Below are 18,528 nucleotides of genomic sequence, written 5' to 3'. Positions count from 1 at the left end.
ATTTTATTTTTTTGATGATTTTTCTACGTCTACAGAATTTTTTCCAAACGTAAAAACTCCATTTTCTAAATCTCCAGCACAAGCTTTTGTCATTTCCTTTTTAAGCACTTTTACTTTTTCTGGATATTGTTGAGACAAATCTTTCTCTTCACGATAATCATCTGGTAAGTAGAACAACTCAAAAGCATTTTTAGGCAAATGCGTTCTTAACTTCCATCCATCATTGGTAATAATAGTTGGGCCTATAAAAGATGCATAAACCACATAATCATGTTCTTTTGTATTTTCTTTTCCTATTAGCTCTTTATAGAATGACAATCCATCTGTTTTTACTTTGCCATTGTACCCTGTAACATCTGCAATAGTGGCTACAAAATCATAATTGGCTACTAATAAATTACTCTGTTGTCCTTTGGCTATTTTTTTAGGCCACCTAGCAATTAAAGGGGTTTGGATTCCACCTTGTAAATTGCTTCTTTTTAAACCGGCTCTACCTCCGTTACCATCAAAAACATCTCCTCCTAACTCACTATAAAACTTAGCTTTTAAATCATCAAAACGTTCTCCTGTTTTTACATTTTTATAAGGTTTAGATACTCTTCCCTCTTTTGAATAATAAATTTCGTGACCATTATCAGATGTAAAAATCACCAAAGTATTTTCATCAATCCCTAAGTTTTTTAAATGTGCCATTATTTGTCCAACATTGTCATCTAACATTTTTACCATAGAAGCATATTCTTTTTCTATGGTTGTTAATTGCTTGTTGTTGGCAAAATCTGGATGTACTGCAGGTACCGAAACAGGACCATGTGGCAATTGTGTAGGAAAATATAAAAAGAATGGATTGTCTTTATTTTTACTAATAAAGTTTAAAACATTATCCATAAACAAGTGCTGAGAGTACACTCTTTTACCATCCATATTCCAACGTTCTTTGTATTTTTCAGGTGTTTCTTTCTCTTTTGTTTTTCCACAATCTGCATGTGTATTTCCTTCAATATATTCTACCTCTCCATTTCTAAATAAAAAAGGAGGATAAAAACCATGAGCTCTTACATGATCTAAATATCCGTAATATTCATCCCAACCATGTCTTACCATTTGCTCGTGAGATGTTGCAAACCCCCACTCTAACTTTCCAAACTGTCCTGTTACATAGCCTTGCTTTTGAGCTACCTCTCCTAAAAAAACAGCATTTTTATTGGGTGGTGTTAACGCTGTATTTATTTTATGTTGAATTTGTTGATTGGTGTATTTTCCATCACTTATTTTTTTATAAATACCCGCTTTGGTGATTTCAAAATTAGTTGGATCCGAATCTCTTAATCCAGAAATTAACGATGCTCTAGAGGGAGCACATACCATACCTGAATATGCGTTTTCAAAAGTAATTCCCTCTTGTGCTAACTGGTCTATATGTGGCGTGCTAATAATTTTTTGCCCATAATGACTTAAGACTCCTTTTCCTAAATCATCGGCATATATTAGAATAATATTGGGGTGTTTTTCTTGCTGTGCGTTTGCCAAATAACCAAACAAAAATGCAACAGTAAAAAACAGTTTATTCATCATATTTCTCATTCTTCTTCACCGCTTTTTATTATGGTCTAATCCACATACAATGACCACTACCTGCAACTATATTAGCTTTAATTACATCTCCTTTTTTAACAGTAGATGTTCTCACTTGATAAGCTTCTGGATTTGTTTTGCTATTAGTTTCCTTAGTATCTTCATAATAAGTAACCGTATATGTTTTTCCTTCTTCAAGAAAATCTAATGGAATTTCTAATGTTCCACCTTCTACATGTACAGAACCAATAAACCATTGGTCACCACTTCTTCTAGCCGTAGAAATGTATGTATCCATTTTAGCATGTAATACTTTAGATTCATCCCATTTACCTACAGGCATTTCTTTTATAAATTCAAATAAATCAGATTTTTCAGTATATGCTTCTGGAGCATCTGGAATACAAACCAAACCACTAAAAACAATTAAAGTTCTTGCTGCTTCTGCTACAGAAGTGGTTTCTAAAGAATTTAATTTTCTTGGTCCTTTTTCTCTTTTACCTGCATTTACGCCAGTAACATCAAAAATTCCATTGTTCATATCTAAAGGACCTTGAAGCGCATTAATCAATGCCATTCTAATAAATGTTTTAGGAGTAAAAGCACGTCTAGAGTCCTGTTGTGCATGACAAAATTCTCTAGTAATAGCATTAGGATACGTTCTAGAAACTCCTGTAAAAGGAACGGGAGCATCGTGAAAATCTATCAACAAATTACTTTCTGCACTTTTACGAATAGCATCTCTAGTAAAATCTACTTTAGTCCCCATAAATCCGTATTTAATCCCTTTCATATTTAGAGATTTGTAATAAGGAAAAAGTGCATCATCACCATAATCTCCTTGTCTTCTATCGTAATAAAGTAGCAACTCTACATCTTTCTCTTTCGCATAAGCAATTACTTTATCTAAATCTAATTTTTCTGACAAGGTCATTTTTCCTGGCTCTACATGCGTATACCAAGCATCATCTATTAAAAAATATTCTATATCATTTTCTGCTGCAAAATCTATAAATCGGTAATAACTTTCATTGTCAATTCCGTAAGTAAATCCATCTTTTGCCGTGTAACCATGAACTCTCCAATCCCACAAAGTTTTTCCAGGTTTGATCCATGAAGTATCTTCAATTTTATTAGCAGCAGCAACGTTTAAAGGCACTGTATTGGTTAATAAATCTCCTATGTGATTTTCTACCAAAATTAACCTCCAAGGAGTTAGTATATTGTTTTCTGTAGAGGTAAATTTATTATTAGAGGTCAATACATTACTTTCTTTATCAAAATACAATTTCATCACACCAAAACCAGGAGCACTTACTAAATCTGATTCTAAAAGGGAAAGATATTTATTTTGATGATTCTCTACCAACAATGGCATTTTAAGCTTGTGCTTTTTTAAATCTGTACTAGCTAAGTCACCAATAAGCAAAGGTCCAATAGGTTGTCCTTCTCCAGCAGGAGAAAAAATATGGTCATTGCTAGATAACCCGTATTGGATATAGTATGATGGTTTTAAGTCTTTTGTTGACTTATCTAACTTAAAACGAAAGGCTACCCCAGAATTATAAGATCTTATATATAATGTTGCAGGAGTTCCTTCGTAATCTAAAGACACTTCTAACTCATTATAATTATTTTTTATTTCGCTAAACTGTCCCCAAACTGTTTCCCATGTATTATTAACTTGGTTTATTTTGGTTTCTAAAACTTTAACTGCTACATTTTGTAAAATTGAAATTTCAGAGTTTGAAATAATTTCGCTTCCATTCTCAACCAAATTATATTTTAGTTTATTTTCTGAATTATTTAATTTTATTGTTAATAATCCATTTGGAGAAGCTAGTTCTAATTTATTTCCACTTGAGCAACTAAGCAGTCCAATAGCAATAATTACAGCGAATAGATTTCTCATTTTTTTTAATAAAGTTTTATTTTTCATATTGATTTAAGAATATTTTAATATTGAGTATTACAGTAATAAATCCTAAAAAGGTTTTATTTTGTTAAAGGTTTAGGGTTTTCAACAACGCCATGTGGACGTCTATTTTTTTCTAATTTTTTGTCAAATTCTACAGCTAGCTTTCTAAGCTTTAGTTCAACATCTGGATATTGATTTATCAGATTATTAACCTCACTTATGTCACTTTCTAAATTATATAACTCTGGAGATGATTTACCTAAAATTCTCAACTTCCATTGCCCTACTCTAACCGCTTCTAATCTTTCTTTGCTGTAATAGTAAAATGCCTTATGCGGACTTTTACTTTTACCTTGTAACACAAGCGAAATGTCTTTTCCATCTATCACTCTGTCATTAGGAATTATCCCTCCTGCTAAACTTGCAAAAGTTGGTAGTAAATCCATGGCTGTTAACAATTCATTATTTATAGTACCTGCAGGAATTTTACCTGGCCACCTTACTACTGTTGGCATGCGCATTCCTCCCTCATATGTACTCCCTTTTCTACCTTTTAAAGGGGCGGCACTTCCTACCATTGGACCATTATCCGAAGTAAAAATCACAAAAGTATTTTCATCAACTCCATATTTTTTTAAGGCATCTAAAATTTGGCCTACAGACCAGTCTATTTCTGCAATAGTTTGTGGATATATTTTATCTCTAGTTTTATTATCAATTCCTTTTTTACTTTTTATAGCTTCAAGAACCTCTTTGGGAGCTTCTTTCATAAATTGTGGAGATGCTAATAAAGGTCTATGAGGACTGGTATGTGGCACATATAGAAAAAAAGGATTTTCTTTATTTTTCTTAATAAAATCTATAGCTCGTTCTGTGATTCGTTTGTTTAAATAATCTCTATCAGGATTCATCTCTATCACATTATCTCCTTCAAGTAAGGGTAAATCTGGAAAATTAAATTTCTTTTGATTTTGATGTGAAGGATGAATATCATGACTATAAGGCAATCCAAAAAACTCGTCAAAGCCTTGTTTTGTAGGTGAAAACTCTGGTTGATCTCCCAAGTGCCATTTTCCAAACATTCCTGTTTTATAGTCAGCGTTTTTTAAAACCTCTGCAATGGTAATTTCTTTAGGATTTAATCCAATAGCGTCTGACGCTAACAAAACTCTTTTTCCCATTCCCACTCGTTTAGGATAACTACCTGTCATTAAAGCAGCACGAGATGGCGTACAAATTGGACCAGCAACATAAAAGCTCGTTAATTTTGCTCCTTCTGCAGCCATTTGATCTATTCTTGGGGTTTTTACATGCGCTCCTCCAAAACATCCCAAATCTGCATAACCTTGGTCATCTGTAAAAATGATAATAAAATTAGGAGGTGTTATAGGCTCATTATGTGCATAGCTACTACAAGGGAATATACCCAATGTAAATGCAAACAATTTAGTTTTAATTAAAATCTCTTTTACTACAAGCTTTTTTAACATTACCTAGTATGGTTATATATATTTATTAATAACAACATTAAACTTAAAAAATCTAAAAATTAGCTTTCATCATTGTAGTTCCTTTCAAAATTAAGCCAAAAACATATCTCATAATTATCAAATGATAGGCTCAAATGTTGCATAATAACACCTGATATCTATTTTAACAACTAGATATCAGGTGTTAAGAAATAATTCATTATTATTCTCTAAAGTTGATTAATAGTAATCGTCCAGTCCGGATGGTTAATTACTTTTTAATGGTTGGTTTCCCTTTAAGAAAGCCTAATTTTTTCAAAAAAACATCTGTATCAAACATCGTAGCATTAAAATCAACATCATTGCTACTTTTTCTAAAAAAACTACCATTAAAAAAACCATGTCCTTTCCCTTCAAAAGAAACTAGTTCACTTTTATTCCCTGCTTTATTCATTAAAGAATTAAACCTAACAGCATTTTCATAAGGTACTGTTTTATCTTTAGTCCCATGAAACACTATCATTGGCGGCATGTTTTTCTTTACTTGATGGCAAGGTGATATTTCTGTTTCTCTACCTATTACTTTTTCCGATCCATATCCTTTTTTGGTAGTATCAAGTACTGGATTATATGCTACTACCGCATTAGGAATAGAACTGATACTTACATCTTCATCTGAATTATCTAATCCATCAACCAAAGCAGTACATAAAGCTATATGTCCTCCTGCAGAACCGCCTCCTGCAACAATTTTATTTGGATTTATGTTTAATTCTTTAGCATGTACCCTTACCCATCTGATAGCTGATTTTCCATCTTCTACACATTCAAAAGGTGATGTTCCATGAGTTTTTTTAATTCTATACTCTGCAGATATGGCCAACATTCCTCTAGAAGCTAAATATTCACTTTGTTGATAAAATTGGTTTGGATTTCCTCCAACCCATCCTCCTCCAAAAAAAAACACAATTGCTGATGTTGGTTTTTTAGATATTTTAGGCTCAAAAACATGAAGGTATAAACTATCTCCACTTACTACTTTGTATAATATTTTTTTACTAGGAACAATATCTTGAGCAACTGCATTAACAGTTCCAAATACTATGATTGATAAAATTATGGTCCATTTTTTTAATTTCATTGTATTGTTTTTTATGTGTTTATTTTTTAGAAGTATATCAAATATGTCCCTTTACTTTATGAGTGTATACTTTACTGTAATACTTCCATTTTTTATAGGCTTTACAAAATCAACCCCTATTCGGTAAGCAGGAGCACCTTCTCTTAACTTTTTAACAGGAACCAATTCATCGGAAATTTTTATTACTCCACCATTACTGGTAATTTCTGCTTTTATCTTTTGATTTTCAGAAGTTAAGACTACTGTATTTTCATCTACTATTTTATATTCATTTAAAGTCATCATAGCAATTCCAAAATCAATATTTTTTTTAGCAGAAAAAGTATCTTTTATAGTAATAACACCATTATCTAGCTTATTGTTTTTTACAGTTCTTATGAGACTTTCTAAATTTGATATTTCATAAGCTGGCTTTAAATCCATTTCTATATCATCTTCATCTTTACTAAAATTAGTTTTAGTAATAATTCCCCTGTACTCTTTTCCGTTTGACTGTAATTTATGATCAATCATAGGCACTGGGTGCCCCCATGAACTACGTGCTGGATTCTTTTCAGAAAAAGCTCCAGCAGTATATGATGGTGCGCCAATATCACCAGACATCACGTCCTTACCTAGAACTAATACATATGTACCAACATCACTATGATTGTGATTTTCTGCATTATGTCCCGCTTTAACAGCTATAGAAAAAGGGATTTTTTGTTTTCCCCTAGAAATCACCATTCCAAAATCATTAAAGTAGGTGTGATCTGGTAATGTAGATGATGTATTATTTGTATTCGTTTCAAACATTTTTGGATGTTGCCAAGCAATTAATTGCTCTGCGGCTTCTTCCATTCTAATTTCTGTTGGTTTAATAGCTCCAAAATATTTGGCTGACAATACATTTGCAAAATTACTTCCTTTGCTAGATACTCTTGAAACTCCATCTGCAAAAGGTGCACATCGTAAATTTTGTATTTCAAAATTTTCTGGAAAATTCCCTACATTTTTTAATTTCTCTGGATAGTTAAACTCAAATAAATTGATATTTCCATCCGTGTAATCATATAAAATTTGAGCTAAATATAAATAATGTCCAAATCCATATCCCCAATATCCTAATCCTTCGGAACAATATCCATCATCACCAAAACCACTTAAATAATATTCCATACTATTAATAGCCGCTCCAATAGTTAACAATCGTTCTTCATCATTTTTAGAATTAGTAATAGTAGTTAACACAACTCCGCTTGTACAAACAGAATTCCAATTACTGGTACTTTTTATCCAACTATTGCTTCTGTCTAATCCCTTTGTACTTGTTAAATAAGAATCTATAATTCTTCTCTGTAAATTTGAGTTTATATCTTCTTTTAAAGTACTAGAAAGTTTATTTTCTAAAAGACAATTTGCCAATGCTAATACAGATCCAAACTTACGAGCACCTAAATCTATATGCATTCTCTTTCCTTCTAACACAGTGTTTTTATTATCATCATGGTTTGGGTGTAACCATGATTTCATACTTAAAATAGCATTAGAAAAATTTTCAATTTGAGGTAAAAAACGCCCTTTATTTTCTAAGCATTCTGCCAAAATAAAATACTCTAACTTTTCCATGGTACGGTAATACCTTGGTTTATAAATCCCTCTATTCCCTTCTTTATTTGCTAAACGGTAAATACTATCAGAAATAGGAACTTCTGGCTTTGTTGAGATATACGAATTAGCCAATTCCCAATAATCTTTTCCTGATTTTGTTGCTGCAATTTTATTCCAAAAAACTCTGTCAGAAATTTTAGGAGCTGGTTGGAAGGCCTGTTTAGGTAATACCTTTTTTAGCATTTCTATTTGCTTTACAGACGGAGAAATAATCTTATTTTCTTTTAATTTTAAATATTCAGAAATATTAAGTTTTTCTTGTCCCTGTACAATTTCAGCAAAAAATACTGCTATTATCAATAGCAGTATTTTATTTTTAATCACTTTATTGTTTATTATCATTATCAATTATCTATTAATTTCATAAAGCTAATTATAAAAAACACAAATCATCTATGGTTTTTTGATAATAACTTATAAATAAATAGCATTTTATATATAATTATTACCATAAACCCAATTTAAACCGCTTTTAATAAATAGCTTTATCAATAGCCTCTTTCACCATAGGCTCCATCATATAATATCCATCTATGTTAGGATGTACTGTGTCTCTCCCTAATTCCTTTTTTAAACCTTTATCACTATTCACCATAGCCGAATAATAATCTAAATAAACATGGTTATTCTTTTCAGCATATTCTTTAATTAAGCTATTTAACTGACTAATTTTTTCTATTGGATTGATAGAAGGGCTCCAAGAATAACTACTAGCTGGCAACACAGAAGCCAACACCACTTTAATATTGTGTGCGTTTGCCAACTCTGCCATGGAGAAAATATTTTCTGCTATTTGCTCAACACTAATAGGTCCAGTATTTCCTGCAATATCATTAGTTCCGGCATGAATTACAACTGCTTTTGGCTGTAAATTAATTACATCTTGCTTAAACCTCAATAACATTTGAGAAGTTGTTTGTCCGCTAATTCCTCTTCCTACAAAGTTATTTTCTAAGAAAAATTCAGGATGAAACATTACCCATTTGTCAGTAATAGAATTTCCCATAAACACCACTCTATTTTCTTTTTCAGATGGTGTTTTTAATTCCTTATTTGCTTTTCTATATCTTTTAAAATTTGCCCAATCATCATTAGGAATCAATTTTATTTTAATGGTAGACTTCTCTGAACTTGGTGCTTTTTTAGGTAAAAAAACAATCAATTCATCATTTACCAGTTTCATCTTCATTTTTTTTGATGGATCTGACAACAATCTTGCTTCTCTAGGTTTTATAGCCCTATCTAACACCAATTTTCCATCTTTTGGCCATTCTAAAATATGTGCGTACACAAAACCTTCTTCTGCAGTATAGGTTCCCCATGTTGGTTTGGCATATGTATCCGTTTGAGAAAAACCAAATTGTGCATTTAAAAATATAATTAATCCAAAAACTACCTTTAAAAATATCTTCATATCATTCTTTTTTATTTATACATAACTCTAATCAAAAACAGGCAAACACCTTAAACGATGATTGCCTGTTTTAAAATATGATAAAAACCTAATTAACAATTATTTTGCTAATTCAATTTTAATTACAGTAACAGTAGCATCTGGAGCTAACATTGGTACGTTTACCAATACTTCTCTTGACGTTGCTAAAGTTGTTAATTCTGTTTTAGGATCTGTTAAAACTGTTGCTTTTTTAACCTTAACCTCTTTGTTTAACTTTAATAAACCATCTTTTGGCCAATCAAAAACGTGAGCATATAACACACCATCTTTAGTTGTGTAACGTCCCCATTTTGGTTTTTCGTAAGGACTTGCTTTAGCTCCATAAACAGCTTCTCCATTCTTTGCTGTCCACTCTCCCATTGCTTTTAAACGACGGATACTTTCAGATGGGAATCTACCAAAACCATCAGGTCCTATGTTTAACAAAAAGTTTCCTCCTTTAGATACAATATCAACTAACTTTTGAATTAAGTCTTCACTACTTTTCCATTTATTATCAGATGGCTTGTACCCCCAAGAACCATTCATAGTCATACATGCTTCCCAATCAGAATCAATTCCTGTATCTGGAATTTCTTGCTCTGGTGTTCCAAAATCTCCTGCAAACTGACCTGGCTTGTTGTTCATTCCGTCCATTCCAGTTCTACCTTTATCAACTCTGTTGTTTACAATAGTATTTGGTTGAATGTCTCTAATGTACTTGTATAAATCTTTACCCATTTCTGTAGTATAGTCAGAAATCCAATCTCCATCAAACCAAACTACACCAACATCTCCGTAGTTCTTTAACAATTCTCCAACTTGTGGTTTCATGTAGTTTTCGTAATACTCAGGGAATTCAGGGTTCACTACAGACGGATCATCGTGTTGAGAAATGTTGTAGTTAGGATATAAATTTCCTTGAGCTTGTGGATGATGCCAGTCTACGATTGAGTAGTAAAAACAAAATTTAATTCCTTGTTTTTTACAAGCCTTAGACAATTCTTTAATGATATCTCTTTTAAAAGGAGATTTATCCATGACGTCATAATCTGACACTTTAGAATCCCATAAAGCAAAACCTTCGTGGTGCTTAGAAGTAATTACAATATACTTCATACCAGCATCTTTAGCCATTTTTACCCATGCATCAGCATCAAACAATACTGGGTTAAACATTTCTGGAAACTTTTCATAGTCTTCAATAGTATAATCTAATTTATCCATAGCCCATTCTGCACCACCTCCGGCAATGTTTGTTCCACGTTCACCTCCTATGATTGAATATGCTCCCCAGTGGATAAACATTCCAAACTTAGAATCTCTCCACCACTCCATACGCTCATCATCTGATAACTTTTTTCCCTTTTTTTGAGAAAAAACATTGCTCACGCATAACATCATGGCAATTGCAACAATTGTTGTCTTTTTAAAAATACTCATCTTGTTATTGTTTTATTGATTATAAATTTATTTGGTTTTTATTGTTAAAGGAACTTCAGATTGATTTCTCATCACTACAATATCTAAAGTATCTTTGGTATTTTCTACATTTACTTTAAAAAATTCTTCTACTGTTTTTACTTTTTTTCCTCCTGCTTTAAGAATCACGTCACCTTGCTTAATTCCACCATTTTGTACTGCTGGACTTGGTTTCCATATTCTTAATACAATTACTCCTTCTGGGGTATTTAATCCGTAAGCAGATTGTTCTTGCTCTGACTCTACACTTTTTAAGTTATTACGTAACCAAGCTACTACTGGACTTCCTTTACTTTCTGAAGCATCTCTAATTTCTGGAACTTCTGGAGTTTTAGCTATTTTCTTTAAAGCTTCTTTTTGTACTCCAAATTGATCCATAGGAAAGTTTTTAAAACCTAATTTTAATGCTGGAGAATTCTCTTTAACACTAAAATCTAAGTTTTTAGGATCTTTAAACATTGGATCTCCAAAGGCACTATGTAAATCTCTTCCATAAATTTGAGGTTTCATCATTGCAGCCTCATTAGGAAATAAATTATAATCTAATTCTTTTCCCCATCCTAATAACCCAACATCCTGATAAGTATTACCTACAATGTTGTGTTTAAATACATCTCTACTATTGGCAAACCATACATGCGGATGTAAAGAATTATTTACCATAATGTTGTTTTCTGCCACACGAGCAAAACCTTCTCTTAATTTTAATCCACTATTTAACATTAAGTTATTGTAGATATGATAATTTGATGAACCATCATCTAAATCTATATCCCAACCATGGTCGCAACGAAAACGGTTGTTTCTAATAATGGTTGTTTTTACAGCATCCCATAAATACATATCAGGAATTTCTGTAGTAATTTCATCCATTTTACCACGTTTTGGATGCCAAAAACGATCTCTACCCCATGAGTTAAAAGAACCGTGATCGCTGGTTTCTAAAACCGTATTAAACACATCGTTAAACTCTAAAATATGACCTCCCCAAGTTCCATCACCAATATTAATTCCGGCTCTTGGCACATCGTAAATACTGTTATAACTTACCGTAATATCCATGGCCATAGAAATTTGCACTCCAGCAGTTTGTTTTTCTACTCTACCAATTCTATAAATTAAGTTATTGTCTACCAAACACTCTCTAGGGTATAATTCATTTTTAGGTCCTGAAACGGTATCCATATCTTTTACAGCTACGTATTTACTATAGTTAAAAGATGGTGAACGTACTGCAGAAGCATCTCCTACAAAAGATACTGCACTTGCTCCACAATTGTAAATATGATTTCCTTTAATTACCAATCCTTTATTGTACTTACTTGCCATGATTACATTACCTCCCAGGTTGGTAAACACACTATTGGTAACACTACAATTTTCTGTTCCTTCAAAAAACAACACTGCTCCTCTGTAAATAGTCCAATCACTTCGTAATAATGGTTCAAACTCCTCCATAAAAGTACGTTGCGTGTTTTTAAAAGTAATTCCGCTAATACTTACATTTTTAACAGGATTTTCTAGAGTTCCTTCTACTTGAATTAAATCTTTTAACACTGAAGCCTCCACAATAGCATTAGAAATATTCACTTCTTTTGATGGCCAATAATATAATTTATTTTCTGATGTATTTAAATACCATTCTCCAGGACTATCTAACTCCTCAAAAACATTTTCTACCATTTGGTATTCCTCATGATAAGAGGAGCCTCTGTTATTTTGTTGTCCTCCTTTTAAAATAGCTTCTCCATTAGCATCTACTCCAGTAATCTCGTAGTGATATCCACCCCATTTACCTCTGTGCAAAGCATGGAAAAATGCTCCTTCTGGTTGTTTCCAAGTAGCTAGTCTTTCTTTTGCAATCGCATCTGCTGCATATCCTTGCCAATAATGTGCACTTTCATCATAATTAGGATAACGTGCTAAAATTTGAGCTTTGTTGTCTACCACCAATTGATCAAATTCTAAATTTTCATCAACAGTAGTTACATAAACATTTTCATTATATTTTTTCCATGATGGATTTAAAGTAACAGATCCTTTAATACTTACCTCATCAGCATTAGTTCCTTTAATAGTTAAACCACTTAAAGATGCAGGAATTTGTATAGCTTCTTTTAACTCGTAACTACCAGGTAGCACATAAATTGTAATAGAAGCTTCTTTATTTTTATTTTTAATTTCTGCTGCTTTTTTAACAGCATCATTTAAACTTGCAAAAGGTTTTTCTTGAGTTCCTTTATTGGTTGATGTTCCTTTTTTAGAAACATATAAGGCTACATCTTTATCTTGATACGTGGTTGCACAAGAAAAAAGAATAGCAGCAAAGAATGCAAACAATATTGTTTTCTTCATTTTTATTTATAAATTTTAAAATATAATTTCTGCTTTTTGATATGCTTTGTGTAATCTAAACTCTAACTGATTTGGATTAGATCTATTAATTTGTCCATTTCTTTTGGCTACTATTTTTCCGTTTTCGTAAACTCTTAATTCAGCAGTTTTCTTACCATTTAAAAAAGGAACTTTTAACACTACAGGACCATCATTTTCTAACACAAAACCATTTTCTATGCTTTCTATAGAAATTGTTACAGGAGTTCCCACTGCAGTAGCTGTCCATCCATACTGCTCAAACTGAATCATTCCAGAAAGAAACATATATTTCATGTTCTCACTATTTTTTTCTGTTCTAACAATAGAAGTCAATCCTTTTTGATATACATTTTTAGTTGACACAACCTCATTTTCTGATACGTTTAAAATAATGTTGTCTGTTGTGTTTTTATCGCTGTGTAAAACAGTAATTATTTGTGTGCTTGGATTTTCTTTTACAGAAGAATACGTCACATTTTCAATTAGCTTGTCTTCTCCTTTAAGATATGGATTAAAAACCATTGCAAAAGGATTGTTCCATGCTGCTCCTTCTCGCTTAACTATTAAAGTATTGATTTCATCATCTAAAACTTCTTTAGGTGCTGTTCCTTTAGTTAACACATTAGCTTTTGGAGCCAAAGCAGTGTAAACACTTTGATGTTCACTTCCTTTTATCCATATTTTCATCAAATTGTCAACCTGGTTTTCCGATGATAAAGTGTACAAAGCACAAACATCATTAGTTGTGTTTATTTTCTTTTTATCTTTTAAATAATTATACGCTTTAATATCTCCATCTTTACTTCCAAAGTCCTTGGTAACATCTAAAGTTAGAGGTGAATTATTCTTATCTAAAATTTCTAATGATTGACCTAAATTATGATAGAAATAATCATGTCTTTGTTTTTCTTTATCATGGGTTTTAGACCTAAAAACATCTACGATGTAACTCTTCTCATCTTTTGCTTTTACAATAGCTGTAAACCTTTGCTGATTGGCATTGGTTTTTGGCTCTACAAAAGAAACTTTTCCATAAGTCAACTTATTAAACAATGGTGTAGTTTCTGTTTTAGGAAAATAATTATCTAAAGTAAAAGGATGATATCCTCTCATGGCATTGTAATCTGATTTTCCATTAACCACCACCGTGTTGTGTGCTGGGAATCTTGAATAATAATCTCTATGGTCTGTATGCCAATAACTTGGTCCTTTCCCCATATCTGGACCTAAAACATATTGATTTGCATATAATTCCATAGAAATTCCGTTAACATGGGAATGGTTTCCATAAGAACCTACTAAAGAAACCATGACTGCATCTTTGTCTTTTCCTAATCTTTGGTTAAACATACTCACGTTTGGAGCGTAAAAAGTAGGAGATGTTAAGGTAGATAAATCTGCTTTTTTGTTGTTTACATTTAGCTCATCCACATAAAAAAACAATTGAAACAAATCATCTGCTTTTCTTTTGTACTCACCTTTTTCTATCATTTGATTTAACAGGCTAGCAATGGTTTGCTCCTTTTTTGTATTTCCATACTTTCTATAATTTGAAATTAACAATTCAAAATTTTCTGCTGGCAAAGGTTTGTGATTAGAATCTCCAAACCCAACTAAATAACCACTTGGAAATAAATACTGAAAAGATGCCAAAGCAGCTTTTTCTATAATAGGATAATTAGCCAATTCGTTTTTATTGGTAAATTGATCTAACAGCGTATAAATGTTTAACAAAGTAGTAATAACGTGAACGGAATAACTAGCACTTTCTGGCCAAATTCCCGTTTGTTGATCGTACACCAACAAAGATTCTTCTATAGCCAATTGTCTTTCTGTAGAAGTTGTAAAAGTATGATCTAAAAAATACTCACGTCCTTTTCCATTTTTATAAGCACTGTTGGTATCTAAAACCAAAGCTACGTAAGTTAAATACCTTGCTTGGAACAAATTCCAGTTATTATCTGGAATTCCATTGATGATAATTTGATCTCCCCATTTTTGAAAAACAGCATCGGCATGAGCCATGTTTACTTTTTCTTTCTTAAAATAATCATATAAAAAATCATAAGTAGTCACTAAACTCCCTAATATTTTTTCGTGAATTACCTCAAAAGTAGCCAACCCAGAAATGCGTTGTTGATTTCCATTTTCAAGATCTATAGGAGCATCTCTGTAATACATCCCCTCGGTATAAGTTTCAAAAACAGGCTTGGCGAATTCAGCATACTTTTTATCACCAGTAAACCAATATAAAAAAGCAGCATCTTCTACCAAACTCATAATTTGCTCATTGATCTTTTCGATAGCAAAACCAGCTTTTGATGGATGAATCCATTCTTTTTTGCCGTTTTTATGCTCTAAAAACAAACCTCTTTTATCATCAAAATAAGGAGTTACTTCTTCTAAACTTGGACGTTTGTATTCTGAATCCCAATCTCTAGTTCCAGAGAAACGAACAGTAGGCACAGGAGCTTTTCCTTCAGAATGGTCAAACTTACCTCCTTTTAAAAATACTTTACTGTGCTTAGTTTTCCAGTTCATTTGAAGTCTAGACACCAACCAAGTTGCATCGTTTTCACAATACTCTAAATACTTTTCTAAGTTCTTTATCTTTTTATCCACCAAACTTTTTTTCCAAGTATTTTCTTCAATACTCTTTAAAAAATCTTCTCGTGATTGATCCGTAGTATAAATTCTAGGATGTGCTAAATCTTGCCCTTGCAATAACAAAGGACTCAATAAAAAACTGATAAAAAATACAACTGCAAATTGTTTCATGTCTAGTCCTTGTAATTTATTTTATTTCAATGTCATATCCTGCAGGATATTCTTTTGTTTTCCCTTTGATTAACTTAATCAGTAATGGTTTGTTTGATGAATAGTAGTACGTTCCATTCACCAATTTTAGTTCTGCTGTAATAGTTCCATTTACAGCTTCTATTTTATAATTTTCTTTTTGTAAAACCTTTCCATCACCTAAGTATAGGTATTCAAACTCATTATTTTTTTCTGATACAATACCAATAGTTCCTTGAAATTTTAACTTTTTAGCGGGTTTGTAAACCTCATCATCAATTGCATTTAAAATAATCTGAGTTGATTCTTTTGAAGTTACTGCAATGCTCACAAAGTTTTTAGAAGTTTCTAAAGTCTTAATGTTTTGTATTGCTTTTTTTCCTGTTTCGTATGATTCAAAAACAGAAACAAAAGGATGATCTTTTCCATTAATTCCGTTTTGACGAACAATTAAAGTAGGCGTTGTTTCAGGACTTTTATTTACTTGTCCTGGAGTAACATCACTCCTTAAAGTTGTTGGTGGTGCATCTACTTTAAATATTTCTCTGTTTTCTTGTCCCATCATCCACATATCTACATGTAATGCTGGAGACACTGCGTTGATATCCCAAGTAGCCTTAAAATCTTTAGTATAATTTACTTTCTTAGCATTTTTAAAGAAAGCATAAAACTTATCATATTTAGTTCCTAAATCATTAGTAGAAGCTAGGCTTAAAGGTTCATTAGCATCGTTTTTAAGTGTTACTGAATTCCCTAAATTATGATGTACAAAATCATTGTCTTTTTGGTCAGATCTAAAAACATCTACATAATATCCTGTGGTTTTAGAAGTACGCACCATGGCTACCAAACGACGTTTTTCATCAGCAGAAACATCAGCAAAAGAACAATTTTCTGAAGTAACTTTACTGTTATAAAAACCATTATCCACCATAGGATCCATAGCGTTTACTTTAATATCTCCTACTCTATATCCGGGAACAATAGTGTTAGATCCCATAATCCCTCTATGGTATCCAGCATCTGATGACCAATAAGACTCATAAGCCGATGCATCTGGAGCCAAAGCAAAACCTTTACCATAAAATTGCATAGCCAAACCGTTTTCGGTTAAGTGAGAATTCTTTTTTCCTCCATATAAAGTAAACATCAAACCATTTTCTTCATCGTTTCCATTTCTTAAAATCATATGTCTATGGAATTTTGAATAGGCTGCGTTATGAAATGGCAAATCACTTCCAGAATCTGGTAATGGTTGATTAAAAATAATTTCTTCCCAATCTAAAGCAGTTCTATCATGCTGATTAGCGGCCATATTTTTACGGATAACTGTTGCCATTTTTTTAGCCGTTTCAGAATCATTTTCCCAAACTGAATAAGTCAATAAAAATTCAAAAGCAGACATGTTTGCTGGTCCTCCACGCATATCACCAAAAACGACTAAATTCCCTCTAGCATCTAACCAACCTAAATTTGCTAAGGTTGCTTTGGTAATTATTGGGTTTCCATCTAAAGTATTTACTCCTGATTTATATAATTTTAATCCCATTTCTAAGACAAAAGGAATCATTCCCGATGCATACCCTGGAGATTCTGGCCACAATCCAGTTTCTTTATCATAGTTTGCCATAATTTCTGGCAAACCTGCATAGTGGTCTCCTGACTTTTCTGTGTAAAAAGGAATGTAATATTCACGACCTTTTCCGTCTTCATAAAATTCATTAGACTCTAAAGCTAAAATGCTGTTCATGATATGTCTATATCTGTTCACATTCCAATTTCCCTTTTTTCCTCCTCTAACCAATCCTATTTCTATAAATCTCTTAAACACTTCTCCTGCTACATCAACTGTTTTTTTGTTGATTTGAGACAAATGTTTATGAGGGTTATTATTTAAATAGTCGTATAAGAAATCATAAGTAGCGGCCATTGGAGCTTGTCTATCGTCATGAATTACTTCATAGTCATAATACCCCATAATTCCTCCTGGTTCATATCCTCCAGGTCCTTTTGTAGATTGTTCAGGATCTAAAGGTGGATTCATGTAATAAATACCTAATAACCAGGTCCAAAAAATATCTGATGAAAATTTTGCATATTTTTCTTCTTGAGTAATGTAATAAGCAAAAGCTGCTTGTTCTGCCAACTGCAATATTTCCATATTGTTTTGGCGAATCATATGTCCTGTTTCCTTATAAGGAATTAATACAGGGGTTTTGTCTGCACTAGAACGACTAATTCCTAACAAATCTCCAGATTCATTATACGGAATTCTATCTTCTAAAGGTACATTTACGTAATCATTCCAAGTACGCATACCTGGTAATCTTACTGTGGGTACAGGAGCGTTTCCTTCTCCATAATCCCAATTTTGATTTTTAATATAACATTGCGTATAACGTTCACCATCTTTCCAATACATAGCTAACCTAGACACCATCCATTCCGGATCTGTTACATGTCTATTTACATGGACTTCTATATCTTCTAAAAGTTTGTTCCATGATTGTTTAGCCCAAGATTCATTTTCTATTTTATGTAATAACTCAGCTCTATCTTCTTTTGAAGTAAATATTCTTGGATGATTCTTTGTTTGTTGAGCCTGACTTTGTATAAAAAATAAAACAAAAGAAAGTATTAGTAATCTATATTTCATGTTATTTATTTAATTAATAATCTTGAGTCT

Annotated in this window: 10 protein-coding genes; all 10 read right to left on the bottom strand. The window is 32.1% G+C overall.

The annotated features are described in order from the left end of the window. Positions 1 to 3: 3 nt before the first annotated feature. The 10 genes from AXE80_RS03265 to AXE80_RS03220 all read right to left on the bottom strand — a co-directional run bounded on the left by AXE80_RS03265 (position 4) and on the right by AXE80_RS03220 (position 18,498). Positions 4 to 1,575, bottom strand: a complete 1,572-nt coding sequence (locus AXE80_RS03265) for a sulfatase-like hydrolase/transferase (protein WP_206208138.1) — start codon at positions 1,573 to 1,575, stop codon at positions 4 to 6. Positions 1,576 to 1,603: 28 nt separating this feature from the next. Next, entirely contained in the window at positions 1,604 to 3,487 is a 1,884-nt protein-coding gene (locus AXE80_RS03260; protein ID WP_068828626.1) for a glycoside hydrolase family 97 protein, read from the bottom strand. A gap of 83 nt (positions 3,488 to 3,570) precedes the next feature. Beyond that, entirely contained in the window at positions 3,571 to 4,983 is a 1,413-nt protein-coding gene (locus AXE80_RS03255; protein ID WP_083194520.1) for a sulfatase family protein, read from the bottom strand. Between the two features lie 250 nt (positions 4,984 to 5,233). Next, positions 5,234 to 6,103 carry an alpha/beta hydrolase gene (locus tag AXE80_RS03250; protein WP_068824459.1) on the bottom strand — a complete coding sequence of 290 codons (870 nt, stop codon included), beginning with the start codon at positions 6,101 to 6,103 and terminating at the stop codon, positions 5,234 to 5,236. A gap of 51 nt (positions 6,104 to 6,154) precedes the next feature. Continuing rightward, complete coding sequence (locus AXE80_RS03245; RefSeq protein ID WP_206208137.1) at positions 6,155 to 8,053, bottom strand: heparinase II/III family protein; 1,899 nt, start codon at positions 8,051 to 8,053, stop codon at positions 6,155 to 6,157. Positions 8,054 to 8,225: 172 nt separating this feature from the next. Further along, positions 8,226 to 9,167 carry a GDSL-type esterase/lipase family protein gene (locus AXE80_RS03240; protein WP_083194517.1) on the bottom strand — a complete coding sequence of 314 codons (942 nt, stop codon included), beginning with the start codon at positions 9,165 to 9,167 and terminating at the stop codon, positions 8,226 to 8,228. 99 nt (positions 9,168 to 9,266) lie between these two features. Continuing rightward, a complete protein-coding gene (locus AXE80_RS03235) occupies positions 9,267 to 10,631 on the bottom strand; it encodes an alpha-L-fucosidase (protein ID WP_206208136.1) in 1,365 nt (454 codons plus the stop codon). 27 nt (positions 10,632 to 10,658) lie between these two features. Beyond that, the gene (locus AXE80_RS03230; RefSeq protein WP_068824458.1) at positions 10,659 to 13,025 is read right to left on the bottom strand and encodes a PDZ domain-containing protein; all 2,367 of its coding nucleotides are present in this window, start codon (positions 13,023 to 13,025) and stop codon (positions 10,659 to 10,661) included. A gap of 15 nt (positions 13,026 to 13,040) precedes the next feature. Further along, on the bottom strand, positions 13,041 to 15,824 hold the full coding sequence (locus tag AXE80_RS03225; RefSeq protein ID WP_068824457.1) for a heparinase II/III domain-containing protein: 2,784 nt from the start codon (positions 15,822 to 15,824) through the stop codon (positions 13,041 to 13,043). A gap of 16 nt (positions 15,825 to 15,840) precedes the next feature. Continuing rightward, positions 15,841 to 18,498, bottom strand: a complete 2,658-nt coding sequence (locus tag AXE80_RS03220) for an endo-acting ulvan lysase-like protein (RefSeq protein WP_068824456.1) — start codon at positions 18,496 to 18,498, stop codon at positions 15,841 to 15,843. Positions 18,499 to 18,528: the final 30 nt, after the last annotated feature.

It is taken from the genome of Wenyingzhuangia fucanilytica, assembly GCF_001697185.1.
Classification (GTDB): domain Bacteria; phylum Bacteroidota; class Bacteroidia; order Flavobacteriales; family Flavobacteriaceae; genus Wenyingzhuangia; species Wenyingzhuangia fucanilytica.
The sequence above is the reverse complement of the archived record's forward strand: the minus strand, read 5'-3'. Positions and strand labels throughout refer to the sequence as shown.

What these genes read in the sequence shown, in the direction of transcription:
- AXE80_RS03265 (WP_206208138.1), bottom strand. Translation starts at nt 1,575, where the DNA reads ATGATGAATAAACTGTTTTTTACTGTTGCATTTTTGTTTGGTTATTTG.
- AXE80_RS03260 (WP_068828626.1), bottom strand. Translation starts at nt 3,487, where the DNA reads ATGAGAAATCTATTCGCTGTAATTATTGCTATTGGACTGCTTAGTTGC.
- AXE80_RS03255 (WP_083194520.1), bottom strand. Translation starts at nt 4,983, where the DNA reads ATGTTAAAAAAGCTTGTAGTAAAAGAGATTTTAATTAAAACTAAATTG.
- AXE80_RS03250 (WP_068824459.1), bottom strand. Translation starts at nt 6,103, where the DNA reads ATGAAATTAAAAAAATGGACCATAATTTTATCAATCATAGTATTTGGA.
- AXE80_RS03240 (WP_083194517.1), bottom strand. Translation starts at nt 9,167, where the DNA reads ATGAAGATATTTTTAAAGGTAGTTTTTGGATTAATTATATTTTTAAAT.
- AXE80_RS03235 (WP_206208136.1), bottom strand. Translation starts at nt 10,631, where the DNA reads ATGAGTATTTTTAAAAAGACAACAATTGTTGCAATTGCCATGATGTTA.
- AXE80_RS03230 (WP_068824458.1), bottom strand. Translation starts at nt 13,025, where the DNA reads ATGAAGAAAACAATATTGTTTGCATTCTTTGCTGCTATTCTTTTTTCT.
- AXE80_RS03225 (WP_068824457.1), bottom strand. Translation starts at nt 15,824, where the DNA reads ATGAAACAATTTGCAGTTGTATTTTTTATCAGTTTTTTATTGAGTCCT.
- AXE80_RS03220 (WP_068824456.1), bottom strand. Translation starts at nt 18,498, where the DNA reads ATGAAATATAGATTACTAATACTTTCTTTTGTTTTATTTTTTATACAA.